General features: G+C 58.9%; 22 protein-coding genes. 15 read left to right on the top strand and 7 right to left on the bottom strand.

Annotated features, from left to right (window positions below; all coding sequences use genetic code 11):
• Positions 1 to 224 precede the first annotated feature (224 nt).
• The 3 genes from OIS53_RS13310 to OIS53_RS13300 form a co-directional block, all read right to left on the bottom strand.
• Entirely contained in the window at positions 225 to 842 is a 618-nt protein-coding gene (locus OIS53_RS13310) for a hypothetical protein (RefSeq protein WP_264679063.1), read from the bottom strand.
• A gap of 313 nt (positions 843 to 1,155) precedes the next feature.
• Positions 1,156 to 2,541: a magnesium transporter gene (mgtE, locus tag OIS53_RS13305; RefSeq protein ID WP_264679062.1), complete on the bottom strand. Its 1,386-nt coding sequence runs from the start codon at positions 2,539 to 2,541 to the stop codon at positions 1,156 to 1,158.
• Between the two features lie 377 nt (positions 2,542 to 2,918).
• Positions 2,919 to 3,845, bottom strand: a complete 927-nt coding sequence (locus OIS53_RS13300) for a bestrophin family protein (protein WP_264679061.1) — start codon at positions 3,843 to 3,845, stop codon at positions 2,919 to 2,921.
• A gap of 248 nt (positions 3,846 to 4,093) precedes the next feature.
• Here OIS53_RS13300 and OIS53_RS13295 point away from each other — a divergent pair, with 248 nt between their 5' ends.
• From OIS53_RS13295 to OIS53_RS13285, 3 genes are all read left to right on the top strand, one after another.
• Positions 4,094 to 4,921 (top strand): cyanophycinase, encoded by an 828-nt coding sequence (locus OIS53_RS13295; protein ID WP_264679060.1) that lies wholly within the window; start codon positions 4,094 to 4,096, stop codon positions 4,919 to 4,921.
• Between the two features lie 109 nt (positions 4,922 to 5,030).
• On the top strand, positions 5,031 to 6,278 hold the full coding sequence (locus OIS53_RS13290) for an OmpP1/FadL family transporter (protein WP_264679059.1): 1,248 nt from the start codon (positions 5,031 to 5,033) through the stop codon (positions 6,276 to 6,278).
• Between the two features lie 21 nt (positions 6,279 to 6,299).
• Complete coding sequence (locus OIS53_RS13285) at positions 6,300 to 7,748, top strand: SGNH/GDSL hydrolase family protein (RefSeq protein ID WP_264679058.1); 1,449 nt, start codon at positions 6,300 to 6,302, stop codon at positions 7,746 to 7,748.
• Between the two features lie 127 nt (positions 7,749 to 7,875).
• On the opposite strand, the gene OIS53_RS13280 is transcribed toward OIS53_RS13285, so the two are convergent.
• A complete protein-coding gene (locus tag OIS53_RS13280; RefSeq protein WP_264679057.1) occupies positions 7,876 to 8,901 on the bottom strand; it encodes a YpdA family putative bacillithiol disulfide reductase in 1,026 nt (341 codons plus the stop codon).
• A gap of 196 nt (positions 8,902 to 9,097) precedes the next feature.
• Here OIS53_RS13280 and OIS53_RS13275 point away from each other — a divergent pair, with 196 nt between their 5' ends.
• The 6 genes from OIS53_RS13275 (at position 9,098) to OIS53_RS13250 (ending at position 13,825) form a co-directional block, all read left to right on the top strand.
• Positions 9,098 to 9,583, top strand: a complete 486-nt coding sequence (locus OIS53_RS13275) for a hypothetical protein (protein ID WP_264679056.1) — start codon at positions 9,098 to 9,100, stop codon at positions 9,581 to 9,583.
• A 697-nt stretch (positions 9,584 to 10,280) separates the two neighbouring features.
• On the top strand, positions 10,281 to 11,087 hold the full coding sequence (locus OIS53_RS13270) for an IS5 family transposase (RefSeq protein ID WP_264679055.1): 807 nt from the start codon (positions 10,281 to 10,283) through the stop codon (positions 11,085 to 11,087).
• 102 nt (positions 11,088 to 11,189) lie between these two features.
• Positions 11,190 to 11,369: a hypothetical protein gene (locus OIS53_RS13265; RefSeq protein WP_264679054.1), complete on the top strand. Its 180-nt coding sequence runs from the start codon at positions 11,190 to 11,192 to the stop codon at positions 11,367 to 11,369.
• 203 nt (positions 11,370 to 11,572) lie between these two features.
• Complete coding sequence (locus OIS53_RS13260; RefSeq protein ID WP_264679053.1) at positions 11,573 to 12,121, top strand: hypothetical protein; 549 nt, start codon at positions 11,573 to 11,575, stop codon at positions 12,119 to 12,121.
• 472 nt (positions 12,122 to 12,593) lie between these two features.
• Positions 12,594 to 13,079 carry a lipocalin family protein gene (locus OIS53_RS13255; RefSeq protein ID WP_264679052.1) on the top strand — a complete coding sequence of 162 codons (486 nt, stop codon included), beginning with the start codon at positions 12,594 to 12,596 and terminating at the stop codon, positions 13,077 to 13,079.
• A 257-nt stretch (positions 13,080 to 13,336) separates the two neighbouring features.
• Positions 13,337 to 13,825, top strand: a complete 489-nt coding sequence (locus tag OIS53_RS13250; RefSeq protein WP_264679051.1) for a lipocalin family protein — start codon at positions 13,337 to 13,339, stop codon at positions 13,823 to 13,825.
• A gap of 98 nt (positions 13,826 to 13,923) precedes the next feature.
• Here the strand turns inward: OIS53_RS13250 and polA are convergent, their stop codons facing one another.
• Positions 13,924 to 16,809: a DNA polymerase I gene (polA, locus tag OIS53_RS13245; RefSeq protein WP_264679050.1), complete on the bottom strand. Its 2,886-nt coding sequence runs from the start codon at positions 16,807 to 16,809 to the stop codon at positions 13,924 to 13,926.
• 337 nt (positions 16,810 to 17,146) lie between these two features.
• Here polA and OIS53_RS13240 point away from each other — a divergent pair, with 337 nt between their 5' ends.
• The 6 genes from OIS53_RS13240 to OIS53_RS13215 all read left to right on the top strand — a co-directional run bounded on the left by OIS53_RS13240 (position 17,147) and on the right by OIS53_RS13215 (position 22,436).
• Positions 17,147 to 17,854 (top strand): hypothetical protein, encoded by a 708-nt coding sequence (locus OIS53_RS13240; protein WP_264679049.1) that lies wholly within the window; start codon positions 17,147 to 17,149, stop codon positions 17,852 to 17,854.
• Positions 17,855 to 18,329: 475 nt separating this feature from the next.
• A complete protein-coding gene (locus tag OIS53_RS13235; protein WP_264679048.1) occupies positions 18,330 to 19,064 on the top strand; it encodes a hypothetical protein in 735 nt (244 codons plus the stop codon).
• A gap of 29 nt (positions 19,065 to 19,093) precedes the next feature.
• Positions 19,094 to 19,852 (top strand): hypothetical protein, encoded by a 759-nt coding sequence (locus OIS53_RS13230; protein ID WP_264679047.1) that lies wholly within the window; start codon positions 19,094 to 19,096, stop codon positions 19,850 to 19,852.
• A 491-nt stretch (positions 19,853 to 20,343) separates the two neighbouring features.
• A complete protein-coding gene (locus OIS53_RS13225; RefSeq protein WP_264679046.1) occupies positions 20,344 to 21,297 on the top strand; it encodes a hypothetical protein in 954 nt (317 codons plus the stop codon).
• The gene (locus OIS53_RS13220) at positions 21,298 to 21,711 is read left to right on the top strand and encodes a T9SS type A sorting domain-containing protein (protein ID WP_264679045.1); all 414 of its coding nucleotides are present in this window, start codon (positions 21,298 to 21,300) and stop codon (positions 21,709 to 21,711) included.
• Positions 21,712 to 21,815: 104 nt separating this feature from the next.
• Positions 21,816 to 22,436 (top strand): 3'-5' exonuclease, encoded by a 621-nt coding sequence (locus tag OIS53_RS13215; RefSeq protein ID WP_264679044.1) that lies wholly within the window; start codon positions 21,816 to 21,818, stop codon positions 22,434 to 22,436.
• A 154-nt stretch (positions 22,437 to 22,590) separates the two neighbouring features.
• On the opposite strand, the gene OIS53_RS13210 is transcribed toward OIS53_RS13215, so the two are convergent.
• Positions 22,591 to 23,418 carry a TPM domain-containing protein gene (locus tag OIS53_RS13210; RefSeq protein WP_264679043.1) on the bottom strand — a complete coding sequence of 276 codons (828 nt, stop codon included), beginning with the start codon at positions 23,416 to 23,418 and terminating at the stop codon, positions 22,591 to 22,593.
• The gene (locus OIS53_RS13205; RefSeq protein ID WP_264679042.1) at positions 23,415 to 23,873 is read right to left on the bottom strand and encodes a TPM domain-containing protein; all 459 of its coding nucleotides are present in this window, start codon (positions 23,871 to 23,873) and stop codon (positions 23,415 to 23,417) included. The genes OIS53_RS13210 and OIS53_RS13205 overlap by 4 nt, the downstream gene beginning before the upstream one ends.
• Positions 23,874 to 23,916: the final 43 nt, after the last annotated feature.

The raw sequence follows: 23,916 nt of genomic DNA, 5'->3' as shown, positions 1-23,916 counted from the left end.
AGATTGGGCAGATTAAGCTGATTGCACAGATTAGGAAGCTGCTCAATACTTGCTGTACCGTCATGCTTCGACTACGGCTGCGCCTGCGCTCAGCATGACAATACTATTGCAACATCAGCCAGCGAGACGCCTCGGCCGGCGGACGCCAGATGGAGCAGGACGTTTTGGTTACTCTCAAGCCGTTTCAGTCTGTGAAATCAGCTTAATCTGCCCAATCTGTGATTTTAGTTAAGGTCTAGGCCGAACAGCACCCCGAACCAGGGGCGGTGCTGGTAGATCCAATGGCGCCGGTCGGGGCCGAACAGGTGGTCGAGACCGGCGGCCAGGCCCACGTTGAACACGCGCGCATCGTAGATGACGGCCGCGCCGATGTGGCCTACCAGCCCCTCATACTCGGCAATGGCGGTTTGCTGTCGGGTTACGTCGGGGTTGATAACGGCCGCACCCAGGCCCGTAAACAGGCCGTAGCCGATGCCCGTGTCGCGCACGAAAGGAGCGGTGCCCAGGCGGTGCCGGGGCGGGGTGGTGACGTGGTAGAAGTCGAGGCGGCGCCCCACGTACAGGGCCGCGTTGAAGCTGGTGTTGAGCTGCACCGGCAGCGGCGCCCGCGCCGGCCGAATCTTAAACGGCAGGGTAAATACGTCGAGGTCGAAGCGGCGGCTGAGCAGCAGGGTGCTGTGGCGGCGCCCCAGCGGCACCTGCTGGGCCTGGGCCGTGTCGGCCAAGGACAGCAGCAGCGTATCGGTGGCCTGGCGCAGATAGAAGGGCCGGCCGTGGTAGGATTTTAGCGTGGCATTGGTGGAGCGCAGCACCCGGTAGCGCCCCGCCGGCAGCTGCTCCACGCGCCCCACGGCCGCGCACCCACCCAGCAGGAATAAAATGAGTAATTGAGTGAATGAGTAAATGAGTGAATGAGGGACGGAGGGAGTTGCTGGATGCGCAGCCCCGGCCGGGCGGCATATCGGTAGCAGATAGGAGGTAGCTAAGAACGACGAAGCCCCGGTGGGGCGACACCTAACGCCGGCACGACCGGGTGTCGCCCCGCCGGAGCTTTGGACGGGTAATAGCTGTTGATTTTTACCGACATGCCGCCCCGCTGGGGCTTCTCGCTCGTTACCCATTCATTTATCCATTTACTCATTCGCTCATTGGCCACTACAGCAGCGTGCCGCGCAGTACCAGCGTGGCTACGGAAAAATAGATGATGAGTCCGGTTACATCCACTAGCGTGGCCACGAAGGGCGCCGAGGCAGTGGCCGGGTCGAGGCCCAGGCGCTTCAGAATCATGGGCAGCATGGCCCCCGACAAGGCCCCCCACAGCACAATGCCCAGCAGCGAGAAGCCCACCGTCACGGCAATCAGCTGCCAGTACGGCCCGAAATAGCCGGGGTCGACGGCTGTGGCCCAGAGCACAATGCGGGCCGAGCCCACCACGCCCAGGATGGCGCCCAGCAGTAGGCCCGACAGGATTTCGCGGCGCAGCACCCGCCACCAGTCGCTCAGCGTAAACTCGCCCAGGCTCATGGCCCGGATGATGAGGGAGGTGGCCTGGGAGCCGGCATTGCCGCCCGCCGAGATAATCAGCGGAATAAACAAGCCCAGCACGGCCGCCTTCTGCAAGTCGTCCTCGAAGTGGTGCATGGCCGAGGTGGTCAGCATTTCGCCAATAAGCAGAATGACCAGCCAGCCGGCCCGCTTTTTCACCATGCTCCAGATGGACGTGGCCAGGTAGGGCTCGTCCAGAGCCTCCGAGCCGCCCAGCTTCTGGATGTCCTCGGTGTCTTCTTCCTCCCGAATGTCCAGAATGTCGTCGATGGTGACGATGCCGAACAGCACGCCTTCGTCGTTTACCACGGGTAGGGCCACCCGGTCGTTGCGGCGGAACACCTCGATGGCGGCTTCCTGGTCCTGCATGGCGTTAAGCTTGACGTAGCGCCGGTCCATTAGCTCACTCACGCGCCGCTCGGGCGGCGACAACAGAAACTCCCGGATGCGGATGTCGTCCAGCAGTACGCCCCGCTCGTCGGTGACGTAGAGTACGCTCAGCGTTTCCGACTGCCCACCGTGGCGGCGGATGTAGTCGAGCACCTGCTGCACGGTCCAGTTTTCGCGGATGGCAATGTAGTCGGGCGTCATCAGGCGGCCCACCGAGTACTCGGGGTAGCCCAGCAGCTCCAGCGTCACGCGCCGCTCCGGCTCCGACAGGGTTTGAATCAGCTCCTTTACGAAGTCGTCGGGCAGAAACTCCAGCAGGGCTGTCCGGTCGTCGGGCGACATTTCATTCAGAATGCCGGTAATCTTCTCCTGCGAGAGGTTGGCCAGAAAGTGCTTTTGCACCTCCAGGTCCAGGTACTCGAACACCTGCGTGGCCAGGCTCAGGGGCAGCAGCCGGAAGATAATCAGCTGCTCCCGCTCCTCTTCCTGCTCAATCAGCTCCACCAGCTCGGCGGGCTCAAATTTTTTAAGCAGCTCTTTGAGTTTGAAAAACTCGCCCTCCTGAATCAGGGACGTGATGTGGTCGGTAGTCGGGTGCTGATTCATGAAAACAACGGGAGGGAAGTGCTTCGCTAGGCAGACGGGGTTGGAATGGCCAAATGGCGCGCAAAAATAGCCGAAAAAAGCCGGTCCGCGCGGTGCTGGCGGCAATATTTCGTTGCCCTGCGGCGGAGTTTTTTGGCGTCGGCTGGCGGGCACTGGCGCGAGGTTAGCGCAGCGTACCTCGTGCCTGGGCATGAGGTGGAGGCTGCGCCTCCACTGCCGCGCCAGCGGCAAGCCGGTACCGCGCTGTGCTAACGAATATCGTTCTGGCGGGGGAGGCGCAGCCTCCCGGCATTCTCGGCACGAGTTACGCTGCGCTAAACTCGCGCCAGTGTCCGCCAGCCAGTTCCCGGTAACCTCGCACCAGTAGCTACCTGCGGTTACGACACGATGGTGTAGGGCGCCTCGGCCAGGGCTTTCTTGTGCTGGGGCAGGGGCACGCTCAGCGTTTCGTGCACGCTCACGCGCACTGTGTTAGCCAGCTGAGCAATGGGCAGGTCGTTGCTTTCGCGCCCAAACGGATTCTCGATTTCCTCCCCAATCAGCTCCAGCCCCAACAGCGTGTACGCCCCAATCATGACAATGGGAATAGTGAAGTAGCCGTAGGTGTCGAGCAGCACGAAGGGCATGAGCAGGATAAATACGCTGATAAACCCCTTGATAAAGAAGCTGTAAGCAAACGGAATGGGCGTGGACTTGATTCGCTCACAGGAGCCAGCCACCTCCAGCAGGCTCTGGTGGTAGGGCTGCAAGCTGAGCAGGTGCACGGGCTGCAACACCTGAGCCTGGTGCAGCCGTTCGTAGCTGGACTGTAGCAAGGAGGCCAGGTACGTAGGCGGATTGTCGGCGGCGCGCAAACCTGCCGGGTCCACGCCGTCCACGGCTTCCAGCTGGTCGAAGGCCACGCCCTCGCGCAAATGGCCTTCCAGCGCCAGCGCGAAGTTGGACAGCATGCGGGCGTAGAAAAGACGATGCGTGGCAGCCTCGGCGGGCAGCACGGCCCCCAGCAGGCCGGCCAGGTTGCGGGAGCTGGCCAGCAGCAGGCCCCACAGGCGCCGGCCCTCGTAGTACCGGTCGTAGGCCGTGTTGGTGCGAAACACCAGGAGCAGACTAAGCAGAATACCCAGAAATGAGAAATACTCGCGCTCCACCTTCAGAATAAACCGGAAGTATTCGAGTTGGGCTGCCGTAACCACGGCCACGTACAAGCCCACGAGTAACACCCGCCCGAGCAGGCGCCGGATAACGGCCGTGGTATGAAAGTGCAGCAGAGCCTTCCACCACTCACCTGGTTTATACAAAATCATTGCGCTGAGCGTAGAGGAAGAAAACCAGATACTGCTTTCAGACCGGCTGGTGATGAAGTGCATACGCCCGGCGTCCCGGCTTCGTTCCGGTGCAGCTTCCGGCTGGGAGCGTAGCTTTCGGCCCGGCTGGTGCATCTTTTCCGGCTGCTGGCGCCAGCCGTCCGTATGCTTCCCAGACCTCCGGCGCCGGCTCCATTTGGTTCGTTTACCTTTCCGCAGTTGATTTGCCCCGCTCCACACCTGCCCCCATGCCCCAGTCGTCTGCTTTTCCGCTCGGCACGCTCGTAACCCTCGGTGGGGGCGATGATGATGCCCTGCTGGCGCTGCTCGCCGACCTGCTGCCCTCACCCGATGCGCCCGTAGAGGTGGTTACCACGGCCGTCGTGGCGGATGCCGCTGCCACGGGGCAGGCCTACGTGGAGGCCCTGCAAGAGCTGGGCTGCCGGTACGTGCGCCACCTGCCCATCGACGAGCATCACCCCGCCGACACGCCCGGCCACCTGAGCCGGCTGGAGCAGGCTGGGCTGGTGTTCTTCACCGGCGGCGACCAAGAGCGCATCACCGAGTTCTGGGCCGGCACCCAGGCCTGGCAGGTGCTGGCCCGGCGCTACCGCGAAGACGCTGGCTTGCTGGTGGCCGGCACCAGTGCCGGCGCTTCCGTCATGCCCACGCACATGATTGTAGCCGGCCACGGGGCCAGCGCCCTCACCAAGGGCGGTCTGCGCACGGCTCCCGGCCTGGGCCTGCTGCCCAACCTCTACATCGACCAGCACTTTGCCGAGCGGGGCCGGTTTGGGCGCCTAGCCCACGCCGTATTGCAGCACCCCACCCAGCTGGGTTTGGGCCTGGGCCAGGAAACCGGCCTCATCATCCGGCGCGGCCGGCACGCCGAGGTGTTCGGCGACGGTGTGGTGATGGTAGTGGACGGCAGCCACCTACGCGGCAGCAACCTGGGCCGCATCGGCCGCGGGGAGCCCGTCAGCGGCCAGAACCTGCGGGTGCACCTGCTGGTGGCGGGCCAGCACTTCGACCTGCACACGCGCGGGGTGGAGGAAGAGGAGAAGGCCACAAAGTAACTGCGTCGGTTTTTGCTTGGGTATTTCCGGGGTCGAAACGCGTCATGCAGATTATATTTCTGCCTACATTTAGCCTCCGCAACGCAGTTCTCACCTTTTCCCTTTTTTTATGACAGTAAAATCTCTACTCCTTGTGGGAGGCGTCCTGCTCACGGGCACCGCCGCCTCGGCGGGTGGCTACCAGGTTACGCTGGCCGGCCAGAAAAACAACGGCATGGGCGGAGTAGGCGTAGGACTTTCGCTGGATCAGGCGGCCATGTTCTACAACCCAGGTGCCCTGGCCTTGGTAAAGCAGCGCGGCGTGCAGCTTGGCGTAAACGGCACTCTGGCCCGCCAGGCCTTCGTGGCCGAGGCCGGCGGCACGCAGCGGGAGCTGCGCAACTCCGTGACGACGCCTTTCAACTTCTACGCTGGTTTTGGGCCGGCCGAAGGTAAATTCCGCGCCGGTATTGCCGTATACACGCCCTTTGGCTCCAAGCTGCAGTACGCCAACGGCTGGGAGGGGCGCACTTCCCTCACCGATATTGAGCTGACTTCCATCTACGTGCAGCCCACCGTGAGCTACGCCATCACCGACCAGCTCAGCGTGGGCGCCGGCCTGATGGTGCTGGCCCGCGGCGCCGTGAACCTGAAGCGTGACATTCCGTTTCCCGATTCATTTGGCAGCATCGAGCTGGACGGCAAGGCGGAAACCAAAGTGGGCTTCAACGCCGGTATTTTCTTCAAGCCTTCGGAGAAGCTGACCGTGGGCATCAACTACCGCTCGAAGATTGACGCCGAGGTAAAAGACGGGGACGTAACGTACACCAACGTGCCGGTCGCCTTCCAGTCGCGCTTCCTGGCTACCAAGTTCAGCGCCACGCTGCCCCTGGTGGCTACTACCAGCATCGGCATCGGCATCATGCCCAATGAGAAGCTGACCATTGGCCTCGACGCCAACTACGCCGAGTGGAGCGACTACCGCACCCTGGACTTCACCTTCGACCAGCCCATCAACGGCTCTACTACCTCCTCGTCGAAGCGCTTCTACGAAGATGCCCTGACCTTCCGCGTAGGCGGCCAGTACCAGCTCACCAGCGGCCTCACCGTGCGCGGCGGCGGCGCCTACGACTTCTCGCCGGTGAAGGACGGCTACGTAACCCCCGAAACCCCCGATGCCGACCGGATCAGCGGGACGGTGGGGGCGTCCTACGCCTTCGGCAAGTTCAGCGTGGACCTGTCGAGCCAGTTTGTGTTTGTGCAGAAGCGCACCCAGACGCAAACCGACCTGATCAACAACGGCACCACCGACCGGATTGCCGGTACCTACAAAACCACCGTCGTGGTTCCGGGCATCGGCCTGAACTACGCCTTCTAACCGCCCTTGCTTCTGATAGACATGACTACCAACCTGTTTCGCACATACGCGCCGCTGCTGGCGGTGCTGGGCCTGGGCCTCGCTGCCTGCCAGCCCGACCTGGAGGACGACTTCAAGCCCTCGGCCGGCTCGGCCGACTTCACCACCTACGTTGCCGTGGGCAACTCGCTCACGGCTGGTTTTCAGGACAATGGCTTGTCGCTGGAAGGCCAGCAGAAATCTTACCCGGCCCTGCTGGCGCAGCAGTTTCGGGCGGTGGGCGGCGGCAACTTTGCCCAGCCCCTGTTCCCGGCCGATCGGTTTAACGGCAGTGGCTTCCTGAGAATCACGGCCATCAACAACGGCAACCCCGTACTGGGCCAGGAAACTGCTAACCTGGCTGTTACGGGCCTCGGGGCCGACAACCGTACGCCGCTGCTGGCCCGCTACACCGGCACCGACAACCAGAACCTGGGCGTGCCCGGCATCCGCGTCGCGGACATTACCACGCCGGGCTACGGCCTGAACAACCCCCTGGGCTTTAACCCTTTCTTTGAGCGCCTGCTGCCGGCTGGCAGCCTGCTGTCGTACTTGCAGTACACGCAGGAGCGCGTAAACACGCTGAAGCCCACGTTCTTTACCAACTGGCTCGGCAACAACGACGTGCTGGGGTATGCCGGTTCGGGTGGCACAGGTACCCCACTTACCGCCGTCGCCGAGTTTACCACCAAGTACAACCAGATGGTAGACGCCCTGACGGTGAACGGCGCCAAAGGGGTGCTGGTAACAATTCCGAGCGTAACCAGCACGCCCCTGTTCACGACCGTGCCCACGGCTGCCGTTATTGCCCAGGTAAATGCCACGCCCATTCCGGCTGCCCTGGTGCCGCTGATTGTAGCCCAGCTAGGCTTGCCGGCCGGCTCGCCCCTACCGGCTGGTACGCGCTTTGGCCTGTACGTGCGCACTGGCCCTGCTGCCACAGCCGTACGCGAAGCTCGCGCCACCGACCTGCTGCTGCTGCCTGCCCGCACGTTCATCAACTCGGCCCCCGTGGCCCCGAACCTGTTTCCCGGTGGTATTGGGCTGGTGGTTCCGGGTGTGCCAGCACCTGTGGCTGCAAGATTAGCTGAAGCCTCCAATGCAGTGCCCAACAACTTAGTGCTCGACGAGACGGAAGCCGCTGCGGTAGCTTCCCGTACCGCCGAGCTGAACGCCGTGATTCAGGCCGCCGCCGCACGCAAAGGACTGGCCTTGTTTGATGCCAATGCCTACTTCAACAACGTGGCCCGTGCCGGAGTAACCATCAACGGCGTGAGCAATACAACGGCCTTTATCAGCGGCAACCTGTTCTCGCTGGATGGCGTGCACCCCACACCCCGGGGCTACGCCATCGTGACCAACGAAATGATTAAGGTCATCAACTCCACGTACGGCTCCCGCGTGCCGCAGCTCAACCCCAACGACTACCGCAGCGTGCGTTTCCCACAGTAAGCTGTAGCTGACTGCTTATCTGCAGTACCATAGAAAGGCCCTTTCTGCACTTGCGGAAAGGGCCTTTTGCTTGACTTGGAATAGACCTTACTCCAGCAATTCAGCAGCAAGAGCAGCTTCCCACTTCTTACGAATACTGCACCGGCTGCAACACCGTGGGCAGCGTTGGGGCAGCCTCGCCGGCCAGGCGGGCGGCAATAAGCTGGGCGTGGTAGCGGCCGTTTTCGATAAACCAGCGGCTAGTGTTCAGGCCCCCGCACACGGTGCCGGCCAAGTACAGGCCGGGGCGGTTGGTTTCCAGCGTGTCGGCGTCGTGGGAGGGGGTTTGGGCCTGGTCGGTTTGGCAGGTGATGCCCAGGGCCGCCAGGAACTGAAAGTCGGGGTGGTAGCCGGTGAGGGCGTACACGTGCTGGGCCGGCAGGCTGCGCGGGCCCTCAGGGGTAAGCACCTCCACGGCCGCGGGCGTGATGCCCTGCACGGTGGTGTTGAACAGCGCCCCGATGCGGCCTTCCTTGATGCGGTTTACGAGGTCGGGCCGGATCCAGTACTTCACCGACTCGCTGATGTCGGGGCCGCGCACCACCAGCACGGGCCGGGCGCCGGCGCGCAACAGTTGCAGGGCCGCTTTGGCAGCCGAGTTCTTGGCGCCAATTACCACCACATCCTGGTCGGCGTGGGCGTAGGGCTCTTTGTAGTAGTGGGTCACGTGGGGCAGGTCTTCGCCGGGCACGCGCAGGTAGTTGGGCACGTCGTAGAAGCCGGTAGCCACGATGACGAACCGCGCCCCGATGCGGCCTTTATCGGTGACGACCTCAAAGCGGCCTTGTTCGCCTTCCAGCCCCAGCACCCGCTCGTAGAGGCGCAGGGTGAGCTTTTCAGTTTGGGCCACGCGGCGGTAGTAGTCGAGGGCGTCTTCGCGCAGGGGCTTGTAGTGCAGGGTGGGAAAGGGGTGACCCCCGATTTCGAGCAGCTCGGGCGTGGAGAAGAACTCCATGTTGGTAGGGTAGCCGATGATGGAGTTTACCAGCGCCCCTTTGTCGACGACTACGGCCGTGAGGCCGCGCCGCTGCACCTCCAGGGCGCAGGCCAGCCCCACCGGCCCGGCCCCCACCACTACCACATCAAAGGAAGAATGTTCAGCAGGTGTGTGCATACGCTGTACTACCGGCAATGCCGGCCAGGAGTTCAGAACATATAAAAAAGAGGCGGATTTGTTTACTTCTTAAACCGTGCTAGCTTTGGCCTCAGTCGTAAGCTGATGTAATAACACTAAGGCCGCAAAAAGCTAAGCGGAGCTTGCCGTTACGACAAAAACACGTCCTTTTTTATTTCTGTTTTAACGTTTGTTCATGAAAAAAATATCCTTGCTTTCTCTAACAGCTTTTGTGGCGCTGAGCACCTTTACAGGCTGTAAGAAGGACGATAAAGAAGATCCAAAGCCCCAGGTAACGAAGACAGATGTAATCACGGCCAAGAACTGGCGTGTTTCAGCTGACATTGCCGAGTTCAATGGTAGAACCTTTGATTTGTATGCCGATCCTACCGTTTACGAACCATGTCGTAAAGACGATTTTGCTAAGTTCAATACGGATAAGACAGTAAAGTTTGACGAAGGAATTAGTAAATGTGATCCGACTGATCCACAGACTGTTACTGAAAATTGGGAGTTTACGAGTAACGAAACCAAAATTCTATTTAATGAGTTAGGAGGTAGTTCGGCACGCGTAGCTGATTTAGTAGAGCTAACGGAAACGACTTTAAAAATCAGGTATAACTTTACTGAACGTACCACTGGTGGTAAGGTAGTAGAAATCATCACCTATACTGCTCTATAGAGCTGCTGTGCTAATAATGTGTAGAAGCCGTACTGTTTCCGCATTCTTGATTGTGTCTAAAGTTAGTTCCTGAAAAACTCCGGCCGACTGGTCGGAGTTTTTTGTGACAATCATCTGTATACTTTCAGGACATAGACCAGATTCGCCTAACCCACCTTCGCCACGGCCACGTCAAAGAAAGAATGTTCAGCAGGTGTAGCATAAAGGAGTCATTTATAACTACAATATTATGCAGTGGTCTATTAGGTGCTTTTTTCCTGTTTTAGGGCATGATCCAAGGTACTTTATAGTGCGGCAGCGTCCACCCTGCGCAAAATGGCCAAAGCAGGGGTAAAGCCAAATACCTGTGCCTAAGCTGCCGCCCCCAAGCCGTATTCGAGCCCACTACCCTGCGCAAAGCGGCGCAATATACGTAGGTGGAAAAGCTATTGTTCAAGCGCGTTTCTCAATAGGCTATCCGTCCGGTGGGCTGGCGTGGCACGCATGACGGTGGCTAAACTGCCGAAAAAAGCGCAGACCCTATTGCAATAGCGGTCCAAACTGAGCCGGCCGCGGACGCTGGAAGTAGATGAGACTTGGACCTTTGCGGGCCGCAAAAAGCGCAAAGTATGGCTGTGCCAAACTGTCGGATGGCACACACGCTGAATTGTGGCCTGAGTACTAGAGGCTGTTATGGACTGGTGGCATAATTTGGGGGATGGCCCAGCGGAGAGATTACCCCAGCGACGTGACGGATAAGGAATGGCTGTTCGTAGCACCGTATTTGGCTCTGGTGCGGGAAGACGCGCCACAGCGGCAGCATTCGTTGCGAGCCGTGTTCAATGGCTTGCGCTACCTGGTCAAGACGGGCTGTGGCTGGCGCTACTTGCCCCATGATTTGCCCCCGTGGGAAGTGGTGTATCAGCAGTGGGCGCGCTGGCGTGATAACCGCTGTTTCGAGCACATGATGGCCGATTTACGCGAATTGGCGCGGGTGCTGGCCGGCCGCGAAGCGGAACCGGCGGCGGTGATTTTGGACTCCCGTACGGTGCAGAGCACGCCCGAGAGCGGGGCGCGGGCCGGCTACGACGGGGCCAAACGGCGCAAGGGCAGCAAGGTACATGTGGCCGTGGACACGCTGGGCCAGTTGCTGGCCGCCGTGGTCACGCCGGCCAACGAGCCCGACCGCGGGCCAGTAGCCGCCCTATGTGAACAGGTGCAGCGCGTCACCGGCCAGAAGGTGCAGGTCGCCTACACGGAGCAAGGCTATAGGGGAGAAGCGGCCGAAGCCGCCGCGGCCGCACACGACATTGATTTGCAGGTGATGGCCAAACCCGAAGGGCAGACCGGCTTTGTGCTACTGCCCCGCCGCTGGGTCGTCGAGCGCAGCTTCGGCTGGGCGGCCCGCTTCCGCCGCCTTGCCCGCGACTACGAACGCCTCGCCCTCACCATGCAGCAGTTCCATTTCCTCGCCTTCGTTACGCTACTGCTGGCAAAAGGCGTTTTTCTCCCCGCTAGTCCATAACAGCCTCTAGGCGAATTGGGCCGGGCTACGACTTGGTGTCTGTGGCAGGCGCTGCCGGGCGAGTACCGCATCGGCACATAGCGTAGTATTTTACCGATGAGTATGAGGCCTACCGACCGGGGCGTGCTGCCGCGCTACGCCCACCGACCCAGTCCCAAAGGCAGTGGCCAGACCAGCATCGTCGAGGCCATTAACTGCTCCTTGCGCCAGAAATGTGCGGTCTTACTGTGCAAGTCCTGCTCCTTCAGGCGGTGCCTGGATATACACTACGCCCGCATTTAACTCATGATTGATCAATACAATAGCCAACGCGAACAGAAGCGAACAACCAGCAAGAGTGCCCTCTAAACTACTGATAAATATTTGTAATACAACAAGTTACAATATAAATCGTTTTTATATAAAAAAAGTTTGTTTTGATTTATACTATCTTGGACTTTTTTATGATATATTTGTAAATACATTCATTCAAATCTAATGGTCTAATGAAAAACTTACTAAAAACTTCACTTCTCCTTACTCTATTCATCTCAACTATGGGTTGTAGTGATGAAGTGGTTGTTCAGCCGTCAGTACCTGAACAAAAGGATAGCCAAGATGCTGGAGACAGATTTTATCCACCAAGGTTTTTAAGTCAGCCTGATATAAATGCAAATATTTCAGATGGAACACAGTTCACACGCAAATTTCAGCCTTTTATTAAAACAGGCCAGCAGTTCTGGTTTACATACTCTAATATTGGAAGTGGCGTAGATGATGCCATATTTATTGATTTCTATTTGCGTGACCCAACTAATAGAAGAACATTTTTGCGCAGAATACATCCCAATATTATAGCAACTGGCACTCAGCCGAATGAAGTATATTCATTTACTCTTCCAAAAGACGGAAATTATGATGCTATGCTAGGTAAATACAAGTTGGTTGCAGTATACCAATGGTTAGGACCACTTTATGGTGGATTAGATTTTAGTGAAGAATCTCATACAATAGAAATCATTGAGGAGAAACCTCGTGTACCTTTTCCTTTTTGACGATAAAATTGTTTGCGGGTCGTACTATAATATTTAGTAGAATTCAGCTAACAATGTTACTTCCTAATGCTCGAATAGCAGAGTGGCACCTTAGCCGACCTATTTGATATTGCGGAGCTGACTGATAAGACGATGCAAATCCGGCAGTCAGAGGTTATTAATGGAATAACGGTTGTGGTAGATATCACCTTCACCGCTTTTTAGGCCGATAATAGCCTGCTTGGCTACTTAGCCGACATCCTTTGCAGCCGGCCGCTGGAGCTTGCCATAGAGCACGTTCCGGCGGCCGGCTGCAAAATTTATATCTATAAATGGTTAAATAAGAAAAATGCCTCCTACTTTCGCCGCACGATTGATTAGGTGTTACATAAGGAAGTATATAGTAGAATAACGGCTTTTATCCCTGCCTGCTTATTTGCGCCCGGACTTATCAAGCGTGCTTCATTTCTTTTCTATCATTTTATCACATTTCATGAAACGCGTTCCTTTTCTGGTACTGGCCGTGGCGGCCAGCAGTGCTTTTGTTGGCTGCGGCAGCGACGACAAAAACGACCCCACACCTACTAAGACTAACTCGGAGCTATTGATGGCGAAAAGCTGGATGCTGACCGCCGAAACTGAGGCCACGGGCACGGCTGCACCCGTAAGCACGTACAACGACTACGAGTCGTACGAAAAAGACAATGTCTATAAGTTTCAGGCTAACAGCGTGTTTGTGATGGAAGAAGGCGCCACGCGGGAAGACCCCACGGACCCCGCTAGCGCAAACGGCGTATGGGCCCTTTCCGACGGTGATAAGAGCCTGACGTACCAAGTAGGTTTCTTTGGTACTGGCTTGCTCTCCAGCACGCAAAAAGGCGAAATCGAAGAGCTGACTGCTACGAAGCTGGTTGTGAAAATGACCGATGCCAGGAGCACACCGACTATCATTACGCGCCAGACATTCACGGCTCAGTAAGCTGGATATAAGTAGTAAAAAGCCGCACCCACAACGGGGCGGCTTTTTTGTGCAGCGTTAGGAAGGAGTAGTACAAAGAGTAATATGCTTGGTTCATCGAAAAACGATGAGAATAGTCGGATACTTTGTACTTTAACAAGCGAAATCACCACAAAACTTACCTCCTATAGCACAGATGGCGCTATTCCCGGTTGGTGAGTAATGGTCGGCCTCTACCCTAGTTACGCGTCTCATCATTCATTCTATTCACCTACTTCATGCAACGTAATTTCTGGCTGGTTGCAGTGCTGGCAGCTAGCAGTTTCCTGGTCGGCTGCGGCAAAAAAGAAAAGAAAGAAGACCCCACTCCGGTCAGAACCAAGCTGAACATGCTCGTGGAGCACGAGTGGGCTATTACCGGAGCTACCACTACGGCTGGAGGTCGGGCAGTGGATGTGTTCAGCACGAAATTGTACGAGGAGTGTAAGCGGGACAATCTCCTGCAATTCGCCAGTGCCAACAACAGCAACACCTATAAGCGCCTGGAGAATACCAAAGTCTGTGTGCCTTCATTGGCGGAAAGCGGCACCTGGACGCTGAGCACCGACTTCACAAAATTGGCCCTGAAATCAACAGCCAGTACGTCTACCACGGCCACCCAAGAGTTTACCGTTGTCGAGCTGACGGATACGTCGCTGAAAATCTCCTATCAGGTAGAACTGCTCAGTGCCCCTATTACGGTAGTAGAAAGCTATAAGGTGAAGTAACGGACCATACAACTAGCCCGGCGCTATATTACGGCTCACCAGAACGACGCTATGTAAATCGTTCTAATGGGCCGTAATACAGCGCCGGGCTAGTTGTTTTAGTGGGCTTGCAGCCAGTTGCGGCCAGTGCCTACTTCTACCTCCAATGGTACGCCGTGGGGCAGGAGTAGGGCGGTAGCCATTAGCTCCTTGATGTGGGGCGTAATGTAGTCCACCTCTTCCTGCACGGCATCGAACACCAATTCGTCGTGCACCTGCAAAATCATCTTGGTGCCGAGCTTTTCCTGGCGCAGCCACTCGTGGATGTTGATCATGGCCTTTTTGATGATGTCGGCGGCGGTGCCCTGGATGGGGGCGTTGATGGCGTTGCGCTCGGTGTAGCCGCGTAGCGTGGCGTTGCGGGAGTTGATGTCGCGCAGGTAGCGGCGGCGGCCGAGTAGGGTAGTGGCGTACTCCAGCTCTCGGGCCCGGTTGATGGAGTCGTCCATGAAGCGCTTCACGGCCGGAAACTCCTCGAAGTAGGCCTCGATAATGTCGGTGGCTTCCTTGCGCGACACCCCGATGCGCTGGGCCAGCCCGAAGGCCGAAATGCCGTAGATGATGCCGAAGTTGACGGTTTTGGCCTTGCGGCGCATCTCGCCGTCTACCTGGTCCAGGGGCACGTGAAACACCTTGCTGGCCGTGCTGGTGTGGATGTCGAGGCCCTGGCGGAAGGCCTCAATCATGGTGGCGTCGCCGGAGAAGTCGGCCATGATGCGCAGCTCAATCTGCGAGTAGTCGGCGGCCAGCAGCAGGTGCTGGTCGTCGCGGGGCACGAAGGCCTTGCGGATTTCGCGGCCCTTCTCCGTGCGGATGGGAATGTTCTGGAGGTTGGGGTTGGTGCTGCTCAGGCGCCCGGTGGCCGTCACGGCCTGGTTGAACGAGGTATGCACGCGGCCATCAAGGGAGCACACCAGCTGGGGCAGGGCCTCTACGTAGGTGGAGCGCAGCTTGGTAAGCTGGCGGTGCTCCAGAATCTGGGCCGCTATCGGCGACTCGGCGGCCAGCTGGCTGAGCACCTCCTCACCGGTGGCGTACTGGCCGGTTTTGGTTTTCTTGATTTTGCCCCCGCCCAGGCCCAGCTTGTCAAAGAGCACCTCGCCCAGCTGCTTCGGGGAGCCGATGTTAAACTCCTGCCCGGCCTCCTGGAAAATCTGCTTCTCGATGTCCTGGATATAGCCTTGCAGCTCGGCCGAGTACTCCCCCATGGCTGAGGAGTCGATTTTCACGCCCTCGTACTCGATGTCGGCCAGCACGGGTACCAGCGGGTTTTCCACTTCGTTCAGCAGGTCGAGCAGGCCCACTTCCTTGAGTAGCGGCTCAAATACGTGCTTGAGCTGTAGGGTCACGTCGGCGTCTTCGCAGGCGTAGTCGCGCACCTCGGCCGGCGGTATCTGGGCCATGGTTTTCTGGTTTTTGCCCTTGGGCCCGATCAGCTCCAGAATGCTGATGGGCGTGTAGTGCAGGTAGGTTTCGGCCAGCACGTCCATGTTGTGGCGCATGTCGGGCTCTAGCAGGTAGTGGGCCAGCATGGTATCGAACAGGGGCCCGCGCACCGCCACGCGGTAGTGCTTGAGAATAGTGAGGTCGTACTTGATATTCTGGCCAATCTTCCGGATGTGCTCAGCCTCGAAGAAAGGCCGAAACTCATCTACCAGGGCCTGAGCGGCCGCGTCATCGTCGGGGGGCACGGGCACGTAGTAGGCCTCGCCGGGCAAATAGCAGAACGACAGGCCCACGAGCCGGGAGGTCATGGTGTCGAGGCCGGTGGTTTCGGTGTCGAAGCTGACTTCCTCTTGCTGAAGCAGAAAGCCCAGCAGGCTCTGGCGCAGCTCGGGCGTATCGACGAGGTGGTACTGGTGGGGCACGTCGGGCAGGGTGCGGCGCGGGCCGGCCGGGGCGCCCAGATGGCCGGTTTCGCCTTCCTCCAGAGTCAGGGCCACGGCCGCATCGGCCGAGGAGTTGAACAGGTCACCCTGGCCGGCCGCTACGCGGGGCCGCCGGGAGCTGGAACGCGGGTTCAGCCTGTCACCGGCCACCTGTCCCCTGTCACCGCCACCCAGCACGCGGGCGGCCAGCTGCCGGAATTCCAGCTCGTCGAACAGCTGGCGCAGCTGCTCGGTGTCGGGCTGGTCGACGGTCAGCTGGTCGGCCTCGAAGTCGATGGGCACGTTGACGTGAATGGTGGCCAGCTCTTTGCTCAGCAGGCCCTGCTCGGCGTAGGCGCGCACGTTTTCCTGCTGCTTGCCCTTGAGCTGGTCCACGTTGGCAATCAGGTTTTCCACCGACCCAAACTGCCGCACCAGGGCTTTGGCCGTTTTCTCGCCGATGCCCGGAATGCCCGGAATGTTGTCGGAGGCGTCGCCCTGCAAGCCCAGAATGTCAATGACCTGCTCCACGCGCTCAATCTCGAAGCGCTGCAGCACGTGCTGCACGTCGAGCACCTCGGCGGCATTACCCATAAAGGCCGGGCGGTAGATTTTGATGCGCTCCGTCACGAGCTGGCAGTAGTCCTTGTCGGGCGTCATCATGTACACCTCAAAGCCTTGCTGCTCAGCCCGCTGGGCCAGCGTGCCAATTACGTCGTCGGCCTCGAAGCCATCCACCATCAGGATGGGAATGTGAAAGGCTTGGATGATTTTCTTGATGTAGGGAATGGCCGTGCCGATGTCTTCGGGCATGGCTTGGCGCTGGGCCTTATAGTCGGCAAAGTTGTCGTGGCGGAAGGTTTTTTTCTGGGCATCAAAGGCCACGCCGAGGTGGGTGGGCTTTTCCTTCTGCAGCACCTCCACCAGCGTGTTGGTGAAGCCCAGGATGGCCCCGGTGTTGAGGCCCTTGGAGTTGACGCGCGGGTTCTTACTGAAGGCAAAATGGGCGCGGTAAATCAGGGCAAAAGCGTCGAGCAGGAAGAGCTTCTTGGCGGGAGCAGCGGCAGTGTCGGTCATAGTAGGCGAAGGTACGGAAGGCGGGGAAGGTGGAGCGTGAGCCCGATGCATCACGCCGACGGGGATAGTACCACTGCATACGTGAACCGCCCGGCTGGCGCTGCACATCGGCAACAGTGTACGCCGTGCCCAGCCGCTTGTAGAGACGCATCTTTGCGTCTCGGCGTCCGTCCCGTCAGCCATGCTCCTTACCAGTCGTTCGGGTGCCGAGACGCGAGGATGCGTCTCTACAAGCGGCTGGCAGCCGCTTGGGTTACATCCTTCTTTTTTAATTTCAGCCCGTGCGGTATTACCCGGCAGGGGCCGGTATCTTTCATTTTTATCCTTTTACAGTTTCATGTCATCCCCTTTTAAAAACCGGTTCAGAAATTTCTTTCTGAGCAAGCGCATCAGCCGCGAAGCCATGAAGCAGCTGGCCGGCGCCCACCTCGACGCGCTGGAAGCTGCCCAGCAGCCCACCGGCGCCCCCGATACGGCCGCCATGGCCCAGCGCCTGCGCCCGCTCTACGAGCAGTTTGCCGTGGGTTTGGGCTCCGGCGCCGCCACCCTGGCCCAGCGCCAGGGCCACACCACCACCGTAGGCGCGGCTTTTGAGGCCCTGCGGACGTATCCGGCTGAGGCCGCCCGTAAGTACATCCTGCCCGCGTACGAGGAAGGCTCGGCCGTGTACCGCGAGTTCTTCCCCCAGGGCCGCACGGCCTTTAGCGGGGCTTCGCAGAAAACCATCGGCACGGCCATGCGCGCCTTTATTGCTACGGCCCGCAAGTACGAGCAGCAGGTAGGCGCTACCGTCGCGGCCCGCGCCCAGGAGCTGCTCACCGCCTTCGAGCAGGCCGACGACGCCCAGGGCCAGACCGCCAAGGCCACCAAAGACGACAGCACGGCCATTCAGGCCGACCAGCGTCGGCTGGCCGTGCTGCTCTTCGCTCACTACGGCACGCTGCTGGCCGCCTTCGCCGAAGACCCCGCCCAGGCCGCCGCGTACTTCGACTTCGCCCCGCTACCTGCCACCCGCAAGGCCCGGCAGAAGTCTGGCGCCGCCTAGGCAGCCGCGCACCACACTATACAACGCCCTTCCGGCAGTGCCGGAAGGGCGTTGCATTTTGGGGAACGGGCAAAAAAACGTGTCAGACCCCGTTGCAAAGGTGGGAATGGGGCCTGACAGCCGTCAGGGTGCCTTGCACGTTTTGGAATGGGCAAAAACACCCTTCAGACGCCGTTGCAACTTGGGGAATGGGGCCTGACACGTGCTGTTGGCCGCTGCACTTTTTGCAATGCAGACAGGCCATGTCATAAACGGAGTAGTGAGAAGCATGTAGCCTTTAGGCACCCCAGTATTTACGCGGGCTGCAAGCGGTTTAGAAGTGAGTAGGTAGAGAAAGGAGAGCTGAAAAGTAGAACAGAAGCTGGTTCACAAAAACGATGAAACTGTCCTAAAGCACAGAAGCCGAGTGCATTATTCTTACGGCGGATTTCATTCTATCAGCACCAGCAAGCAGTAATTGCTAGCTTCGCTGGCAGTGACCATCCAGCTTGTTCTTTACAGCCTCATGAACAAACTAGCTTTCCTCTCGCTCGCTCTGTGCGCCACAGCCCCCGCCGCCACGGCCCAAACCGCCGACACGGCCACTGCCTACAAGCACCAGCTGGGCCTGACGGCTAGCCCGGTGCTGGATGGCTTTTTCAGGAACAACCGCAGCCTGCCGTTGGGACTGCTGTATAAGCGGCAGGTGCGGACCCAGCAATTTCTGCGGGCGCGCGTGGTGGGGCAGTATAGTAGCCGGGATACGGCTAACTACGCGCAGTTACAGGATGGCACAGGCTTCAAGGAATGGCAGCTACAGGCGTTCATCGGCTACGAGTGGCAGCGCCATATCAGCCGGCGCTTTAGCTGGTACTATGGTGTGGAAGTAGGCGCTGGTATTGGGCGTTTATACCAGCGCAACGTAGTGGCTTGGTCAAATGCGAACGGACCGTACCAGTATGACTGGCGCTATACTGGTAAACGCTGGCAGGGGCAACTGCGACCTTTCGCTGGACTGGAGTTCGCTATTACACCGCGCTGGAGTGTGCTTGCTGAAATGGCTGCTCCTATAGTGTACCAAAGATTAGACGACCGGGTGCGTAGCGTGGGAACACAGCAATTTCCCGATGGAAGTGTGTTGCCGTCGGGTGGAACAGCTTTCTACACCAGCGACAGCTGGCAATTGCGCTGGCGCCCCGTGCAGTTCATTGGGTTACTGGTGCGTTTATAATATATTCTTTTCACCCAATCCTTTCATTCATGAAAATACTGCATCACGTCAAATGGCTAGCTGCACTCCCATTTAGCCTATTGCTCTCATACCATCAAGTACAGGCCCAAACCGCCGACACGGCCACTGCCTACAAGCACCACCTGGGCCTGACGGCCAGCCCCGTGCTGGATGGATTTTTCAAAAACAACCGCAGCCTGCCGCTGGGGCTGCTGTACAAGCGGCAGGTGAAGCCCAACCAAGCCGTGCGGGCGCGGGTGGTGGGGCAGTACAGCGGGCGGGATACAGTTAGCAGCTTCGCGCCGCCGATAAGAAATATTGGCAGCTATTCCGAAGGACCCAATACGCGTACTTGGCAGCTCATGACTTTTGTAGGATATGAGAAGCAATTTGAGTTAAGTAAAAACTTAAACTGGTATATGGGTTCCGACGCAGGCGTAGGGATTGGTAGGGGCGCTGTCTATTCTAACTATAGATATAGCTATAACTACAATATGCCTGGTATTCCTAATTTCTACACGCTCGATATTAATTCAAGGTCTAAGCAGTATAATGCCCAATTACGTCCCTTCGTAGGGGCGCAGACTAGAGCTGTTAAAACAGTTTATATATTTTTCGAAACTGCATTTCCTCTTTCCTATCAATATCAACAAGAGAAAATAGATGTGCGTGAAATATTTCTTAATGGAGAACCAGACCGCGTGGGCCAGGATGTTAGAACTACTCACGCATGGAATTTTACTTGGCGCCCTGTTCAGATAATCGGAATCATTGTTTCTTTTCCTTAACATTAACTTTCACAATTATGAAAACTTTGCACAGAATTTTAAGCGCGTACTTGTTCGCTTTTTTGCTCTTTCTAATTGCAGGAGAGGCGCAAGCGCAAACATTGCAAATCGTTGATGCCTACGGCACTCGGCCATTATGTCCTGGTGAAATATATACTTACACTGCGGAGCCGGCTTCTAACTCAACGTGCAATAAGTATGAATGGACAATAGAAGGAGGAGAATTAAGGTCTCAAAACGGAACCAATTCTAGATTGATGACTGTGGTTTGGAATGATATACCGGGAGCACAAGGTAAATCACTAGTTGTGAAATCCAGCGAATGCAGCCCAGCCTCTGCTAATGAGACGTCTAGGGCTAAAACCGTCTTCATCCGCTCCCTCAGTCAGACCAGTATTGGCCCTATCTCGCTGAATGGCTCCACCACCGGCAGCGTCCCATTTGGCGATGTAGTCAGCGTACGATTGCGGGTGCCGCAGGTAAACGTACCTATGCCGCAAGGGCAAGCAACGCTACCAGCGCAGGCCTATGATTGGGTGATTCCGCGAGGTTGGCGGCATGAAGACGGCACCGTGTCGGACGGGGCAACGCCCCGGCGCTATAACCGTAGCGGAGCTTTTGAGATTATCGTTACCACGTCCGGCGACACCGGGGGCACGATTAGCGTGCGCGCCATTGATACCACCTGCGACCCGAACGCCACCCGTACCACCCTGGCTACGCGGGAGGAAACCCGGCAGCTGCCCACCGTGTGCATCGGCAGCAACGGTGCCCCTGCCACCATTTTCTGTGGCGACCAAACCGATTACGGGTTTCGGGCGGATGTGAGCGGTAGCCAGCCGGGCGGCCGAATCACCGGCTACGCCTGGAGTGTGCTCGGGGCAGGCTGGAACCTGACCAATGCTTCGGCAGCAACTCCCACCATCATTCCCAGCGGTACTTCAGGCGCTACCATCACCCTGGTAGCCAGCTATGAGCGGAACGGTTTCTCGGCCACGTTGCGGGCTCCCGATGCCGTGTTGAGTTACTCGCAGCAATTGCCGACGCCCGTTTTTGTAGGCAGCAACTTTGACTTGTGCCTGAACCAGCGCCGGCGCTATGAGGTGCGACCTATCCGCGGGTCCGTCAGCTACCGTTGGACTGCTACGCCGGCGTCGCTGATTCCGGGCGGCTCGGCTACTACCACAGTACCGTATCTGGATGTCACTGGGCCGAACACGGACGCCACGGCCAGCGGCCAGGTGCGGGTAGAGGTCAGCAACGCCGCGTTTGGGTGCGCTTCTAACAGCGCCACGGTCAACTTCCAAATCGGGGCCGGCTCGGCTATTCTACGCAGCTCGGCTAATTACTACGGCGCCGTTTGCCCGTATGCGCCAGTTGTATTTGAGGTGGAGCGCGCCAATGCCCGCGGCCAGGACAACTACGCGTGGTACGTGAATGGGTAGATGGTGTCTTCCAATCCCAACTCATATCAGCTCAATGGCCCCTCGCCGGGTGAGTATGTGTACGTGAGCGTAAACATTACAAATGAATGCGGCAGCAGCTTACAATTCGGTCAATCGGTGTATGGAGCCAGTGAGATAGACGGGCAGCCCTGCCAGGCCTACCGCAGGGCCCCGGATGCGGCCCCCAAAGCCTATCCCAACCCCGCCGACACGGAGCTGACCGTGGAGCTGCCGGACAACGTGGAAGGCCACGTGCGGCTATACAACGGCCAGGGCCGGCAGGTGCGGCAGGCAGCAGCCCGCGGCAAGCAGGTACGGTTCGATGTACGCGGCTTGCCGGAAGGGCTCTACCAGCTGCATGTGCCCACGGCCAATGGTGTTTCGCAGCAGCAGCAGATTCAGATTAAACACTAGCGTCTAGAAAGCGTTGTTGTACAAAGCAGCACCGGCAAACTTGCCGGTGCTGCTTTGTTTTTGCCTGTTTATTGCCTCAAAAGCTACTCTCGTACACCCACTCCATGCGCTACATTTCCCTCGACCTCGAAACCACCGGCGGCAATCCGCAGCGCCATCAGGTGCTGGAGCTGGCGGCCGTGGTGGAAGACACCAAGCGGCTGCGGCCCCTGGCCGAGCTGCCGGCGTTTCGGCGGGTGGTGCGCCACCCCGAGTATGTGGGCACGGCGGGGGCACTGGCCCTGAACGCCGGCCTGCTGCAAGAGCTGGCCCGAAAAGAGCCCAACCCCGAGTTGTGCACGCCCGCCGAGCTGCTGCCCCAGTTACGGGAGTTTCTGCTGGCCCAGGGCTTCCGCCCCGATAAAAAAGATTGCGTAACGGTGACGCTGGCCGGCAAAAACGTAGCTTCCTTCGACCTGGGGTTTCTCAGGGAACTGCCGGGCTGGGGCACGCTGGTACGGGCCGAGCCGGCCATGCTGGACCCGGCCGCCTTCTACCTCAACTGGCGCAAAGACTCCCGCCTGCCCACCATGAGCATCTGCAAAGCCCGCGCGCAGTTTGAAGACCACACCGTCGCCCACCAAGCCCTAGCCGACGCCCTGGACGTAGTGCGCCTGCTACGCCCGTTCTATGAGCTGCCGGTGTATAAAGTAGGGGCTCAGGGTCTTGGGGACTTAGGGGCTTAGATTCGTCAAACAATGCAAAAGGCCTCGTCATCCATAGATGACGAGGCCTTTTTTGTAACCTAAGTTGCAAGAAAGCATATACTTTGAGTCCCTAAGTCCCTAAGTCCCTAAGTCCCTAAGTCCCTAAGTCCCTAAGTCCCTAAGTCCCTAACGACTACCAGTCGCCGGAGGCGCCGCCGCCGCCGGAGGAGCCGCCCCCGAAGCCGCCGAAGCCACCACCTCCGCCGCCCCAGCTGCCGCCTCCGCCGCCAAACACCCCGCGGCCACCCGAAAAGTCGCCGAAGATGATGGGGGGCATCATGCCGCCGAAGCCCCGGCTGCTGCGGCCGTAGCCCCCGCCTCCGCCGCGGTTGCGCAGCAGAATAAACAGGATGAGCCCCCCGATTATCACCCAAAACAGCCAGCCGGAGCCGCTGTCGTTGGCGCGGGAGCGGCGCGGTGGCGCCGTGGTTTGGTCGGCTTTGTACTCACCTTTGGCTAGGGCAAACAGCTGGTCGGTGGCCCGGTCGAAGCCCTCGTAGTAGCGCTGCTCCTTGAAGGCCGGTACAATGGTGTTGGAAATGATACGCTTGGCCAGGGCGTCGGGAATGGCGCCCTCCAGGCCGTAGCCGGTATGGATGCGGGCCCGGCGCTCTTTCTCGGCCACCAGCAGCAGCACCCCGTTGTTGCGGCCGCGCTGCCCGATGCCCCAGGTTTCGTAGAGCTTCTGGGCGTAGTCGAAAATGTCGTAGTCGCCTAGGGTGGGCACAGTCACCACGGCTACCTGCGAGGAGGTGCTGTCGTTGTAGGCCACCAGCTTCTGCTCCAGGGCCTGAATCTCATCGGGCCGCAGCATGCCGGCCAGGTCATTAACGAGGCGCGGGGGCGAGGGGCGGGGCGGCACTTCCTGGGCCCAGGCGCCCAGCACCGGACTCAGCAGCAGCAGGAAAAAGAGCACCAGCCGCAGCCACGGGCGGCCACCGGAGGTCAGCGCCGGCCTCATGTGCGCGGCGACTTATCCGCGTCTCCAAACGAAATCGAGTCATCCAGCTCGTTTTGGTCGGAGCCCGCATCGTACGGGAAATAGCGTTGCAGCTGCTCACCCACCATCCGGATACCCTGCTCCAGGCCCTTGGCGTAGTGCTCGAGGCGGAACTGCTGAAGCACGGTTTCCTTGGTGACTTCCCAAAAATCGTCGGGTACGGCGGCGTTGATGCCCGCGTCGCCGATGACGGCAAACTGCCGGCTTTCCCAGGCCAGGTAAAACAGCACGCCGTTGCGCTGGGCAGTGCGGTGCATGTTCAGCTCGGCAAACACCTGCGCCGCCCGGTCCAGGGGCTCGGGCGTGGGGCAGGTGTCTTCCAGGTGCACCCGGACTTCGCCCGACGTGCGCAGCTCCGCCTGCCGAATGGCTTCCACCAAGGCCGCTTCCTGCTCGGAAGTAAGAGGGTTGGTCATGTTGTTAGGGGCTCAGGTACTTAGAGGCTTAGGGACTTAGTTT

Source organism: Hymenobacter sp. YIM 151500-1 (assembly GCF_025979885.1).
Classification (GTDB): domain Bacteria; phylum Bacteroidota; class Bacteroidia; order Cytophagales; family Hymenobacteraceae; genus Hymenobacter.
The sequence above is the reverse complement of the archived record's forward strand: the minus strand, read 5'-3'. Positions and strand labels throughout refer to the sequence as shown.

Bases quoted from the DNA above. Each gene is read 5' to 3' on its own strand.
- OIS53_RS13220 (WP_264679045.1), top strand. From the start codon at position 21,298: ATGGTGTCTTCCAATCCCAACTCATATCAGCTCAATGGCCCCTCGCCG.
- OIS53_RS13240 (WP_264679049.1), top strand. From the start codon at position 17,147: ATGTCATCCCCTTTTAAAAACCGGTTCAGAAATTTCTTTCTGAGCAAG.
- OIS53_RS13225 (WP_264679046.1), top strand. From the start codon at position 20,344: ATGCCGCAAGGGCAAGCAACGCTACCAGCGCAGGCCTATGATTGGGTG.
- OIS53_RS13260 (WP_264679053.1), top strand. From the start codon at position 11,573: ATGAAAAACTTACTAAAAACTTCACTTCTCCTTACTCTATTCATCTCA.
- OIS53_RS13210 (WP_264679043.1), bottom strand. From the start codon at position 23,418: ATGAGGCCGGCGCTGACCTCCGGTGGCCGCCCGTGGCTGCGGCTGGTG.
- OIS53_RS13285 (WP_264679058.1), top strand. From the start codon at position 6,300: ATGACTACCAACCTGTTTCGCACATACGCGCCGCTGCTGGCGGTGCTG.
- OIS53_RS13250 (WP_264679051.1), top strand. From the start codon at position 13,337: ATGCAACGTAATTTCTGGCTGGTTGCAGTGCTGGCAGCTAGCAGTTTC.
- OIS53_RS13290 (WP_264679059.1), top strand. From the start codon at position 5,031: ATGACAGTAAAATCTCTACTCCTTGTGGGAGGCGTCCTGCTCACGGGC.
- polA (WP_264679050.1), bottom strand. From the start codon at position 16,809: ATGACCGACACTGCCGCTGCTCCCGCCAAGAAGCTCTTCCTGCTCGAC.
- OIS53_RS13275 (WP_264679056.1), top strand. From the start codon at position 9,098: ATGAAAAAAATATCCTTGCTTTCTCTAACAGCTTTTGTGGCGCTGAGC.
- OIS53_RS13270 (WP_264679055.1), top strand. From the start codon at position 10,281: ATGGCCCAGCGGAGAGATTACCCCAGCGACGTGACGGATAAGGAATGG.
- OIS53_RS13205 (WP_264679042.1), bottom strand. From the start codon at position 23,873: ATGACCAACCCTCTTACTTCCGAGCAGGAAGCGGCCTTGGTGGAAGCC.
- OIS53_RS13230 (WP_264679047.1), top strand. From the start codon at position 19,094: ATGAAAATACTGCATCACGTCAAATGGCTAGCTGCACTCCCATTTAGC.
- OIS53_RS13295 (WP_264679060.1), top strand. From the start codon at position 4,094: ATGCCCCAGTCGTCTGCTTTTCCGCTCGGCACGCTCGTAACCCTCGGT.
- mgtE (WP_264679062.1), bottom strand. From the start codon at position 2,541: ATGAATCAGCACCCGACTACCGACCACATCACGTCCCTGATTCAGGAG.
- OIS53_RS13265 (WP_264679054.1), top strand. From the start codon at position 11,190: ATGAGGCCTACCGACCGGGGCGTGCTGCCGCGCTACGCCCACCGACCC.
- OIS53_RS13215 (WP_264679044.1), top strand. From the start codon at position 21,816: ATGCGCTACATTTCCCTCGACCTCGAAACCACCGGCGGCAATCCGCAG.
- OIS53_RS13255 (WP_264679052.1), top strand. From the start codon at position 12,594: ATGAAACGCGTTCCTTTTCTGGTACTGGCCGTGGCGGCCAGCAGTGCT.
- OIS53_RS13300 (WP_264679061.1), bottom strand. From the start codon at position 3,845: ATGATTTTGTATAAACCAGGTGAGTGGTGGAAGGCTCTGCTGCACTTT.
- OIS53_RS13280 (WP_264679057.1), bottom strand. From the start codon at position 8,901: ATGCACACACCTGCTGAACATTCTTCCTTTGATGTGGTAGTGGTGGGG.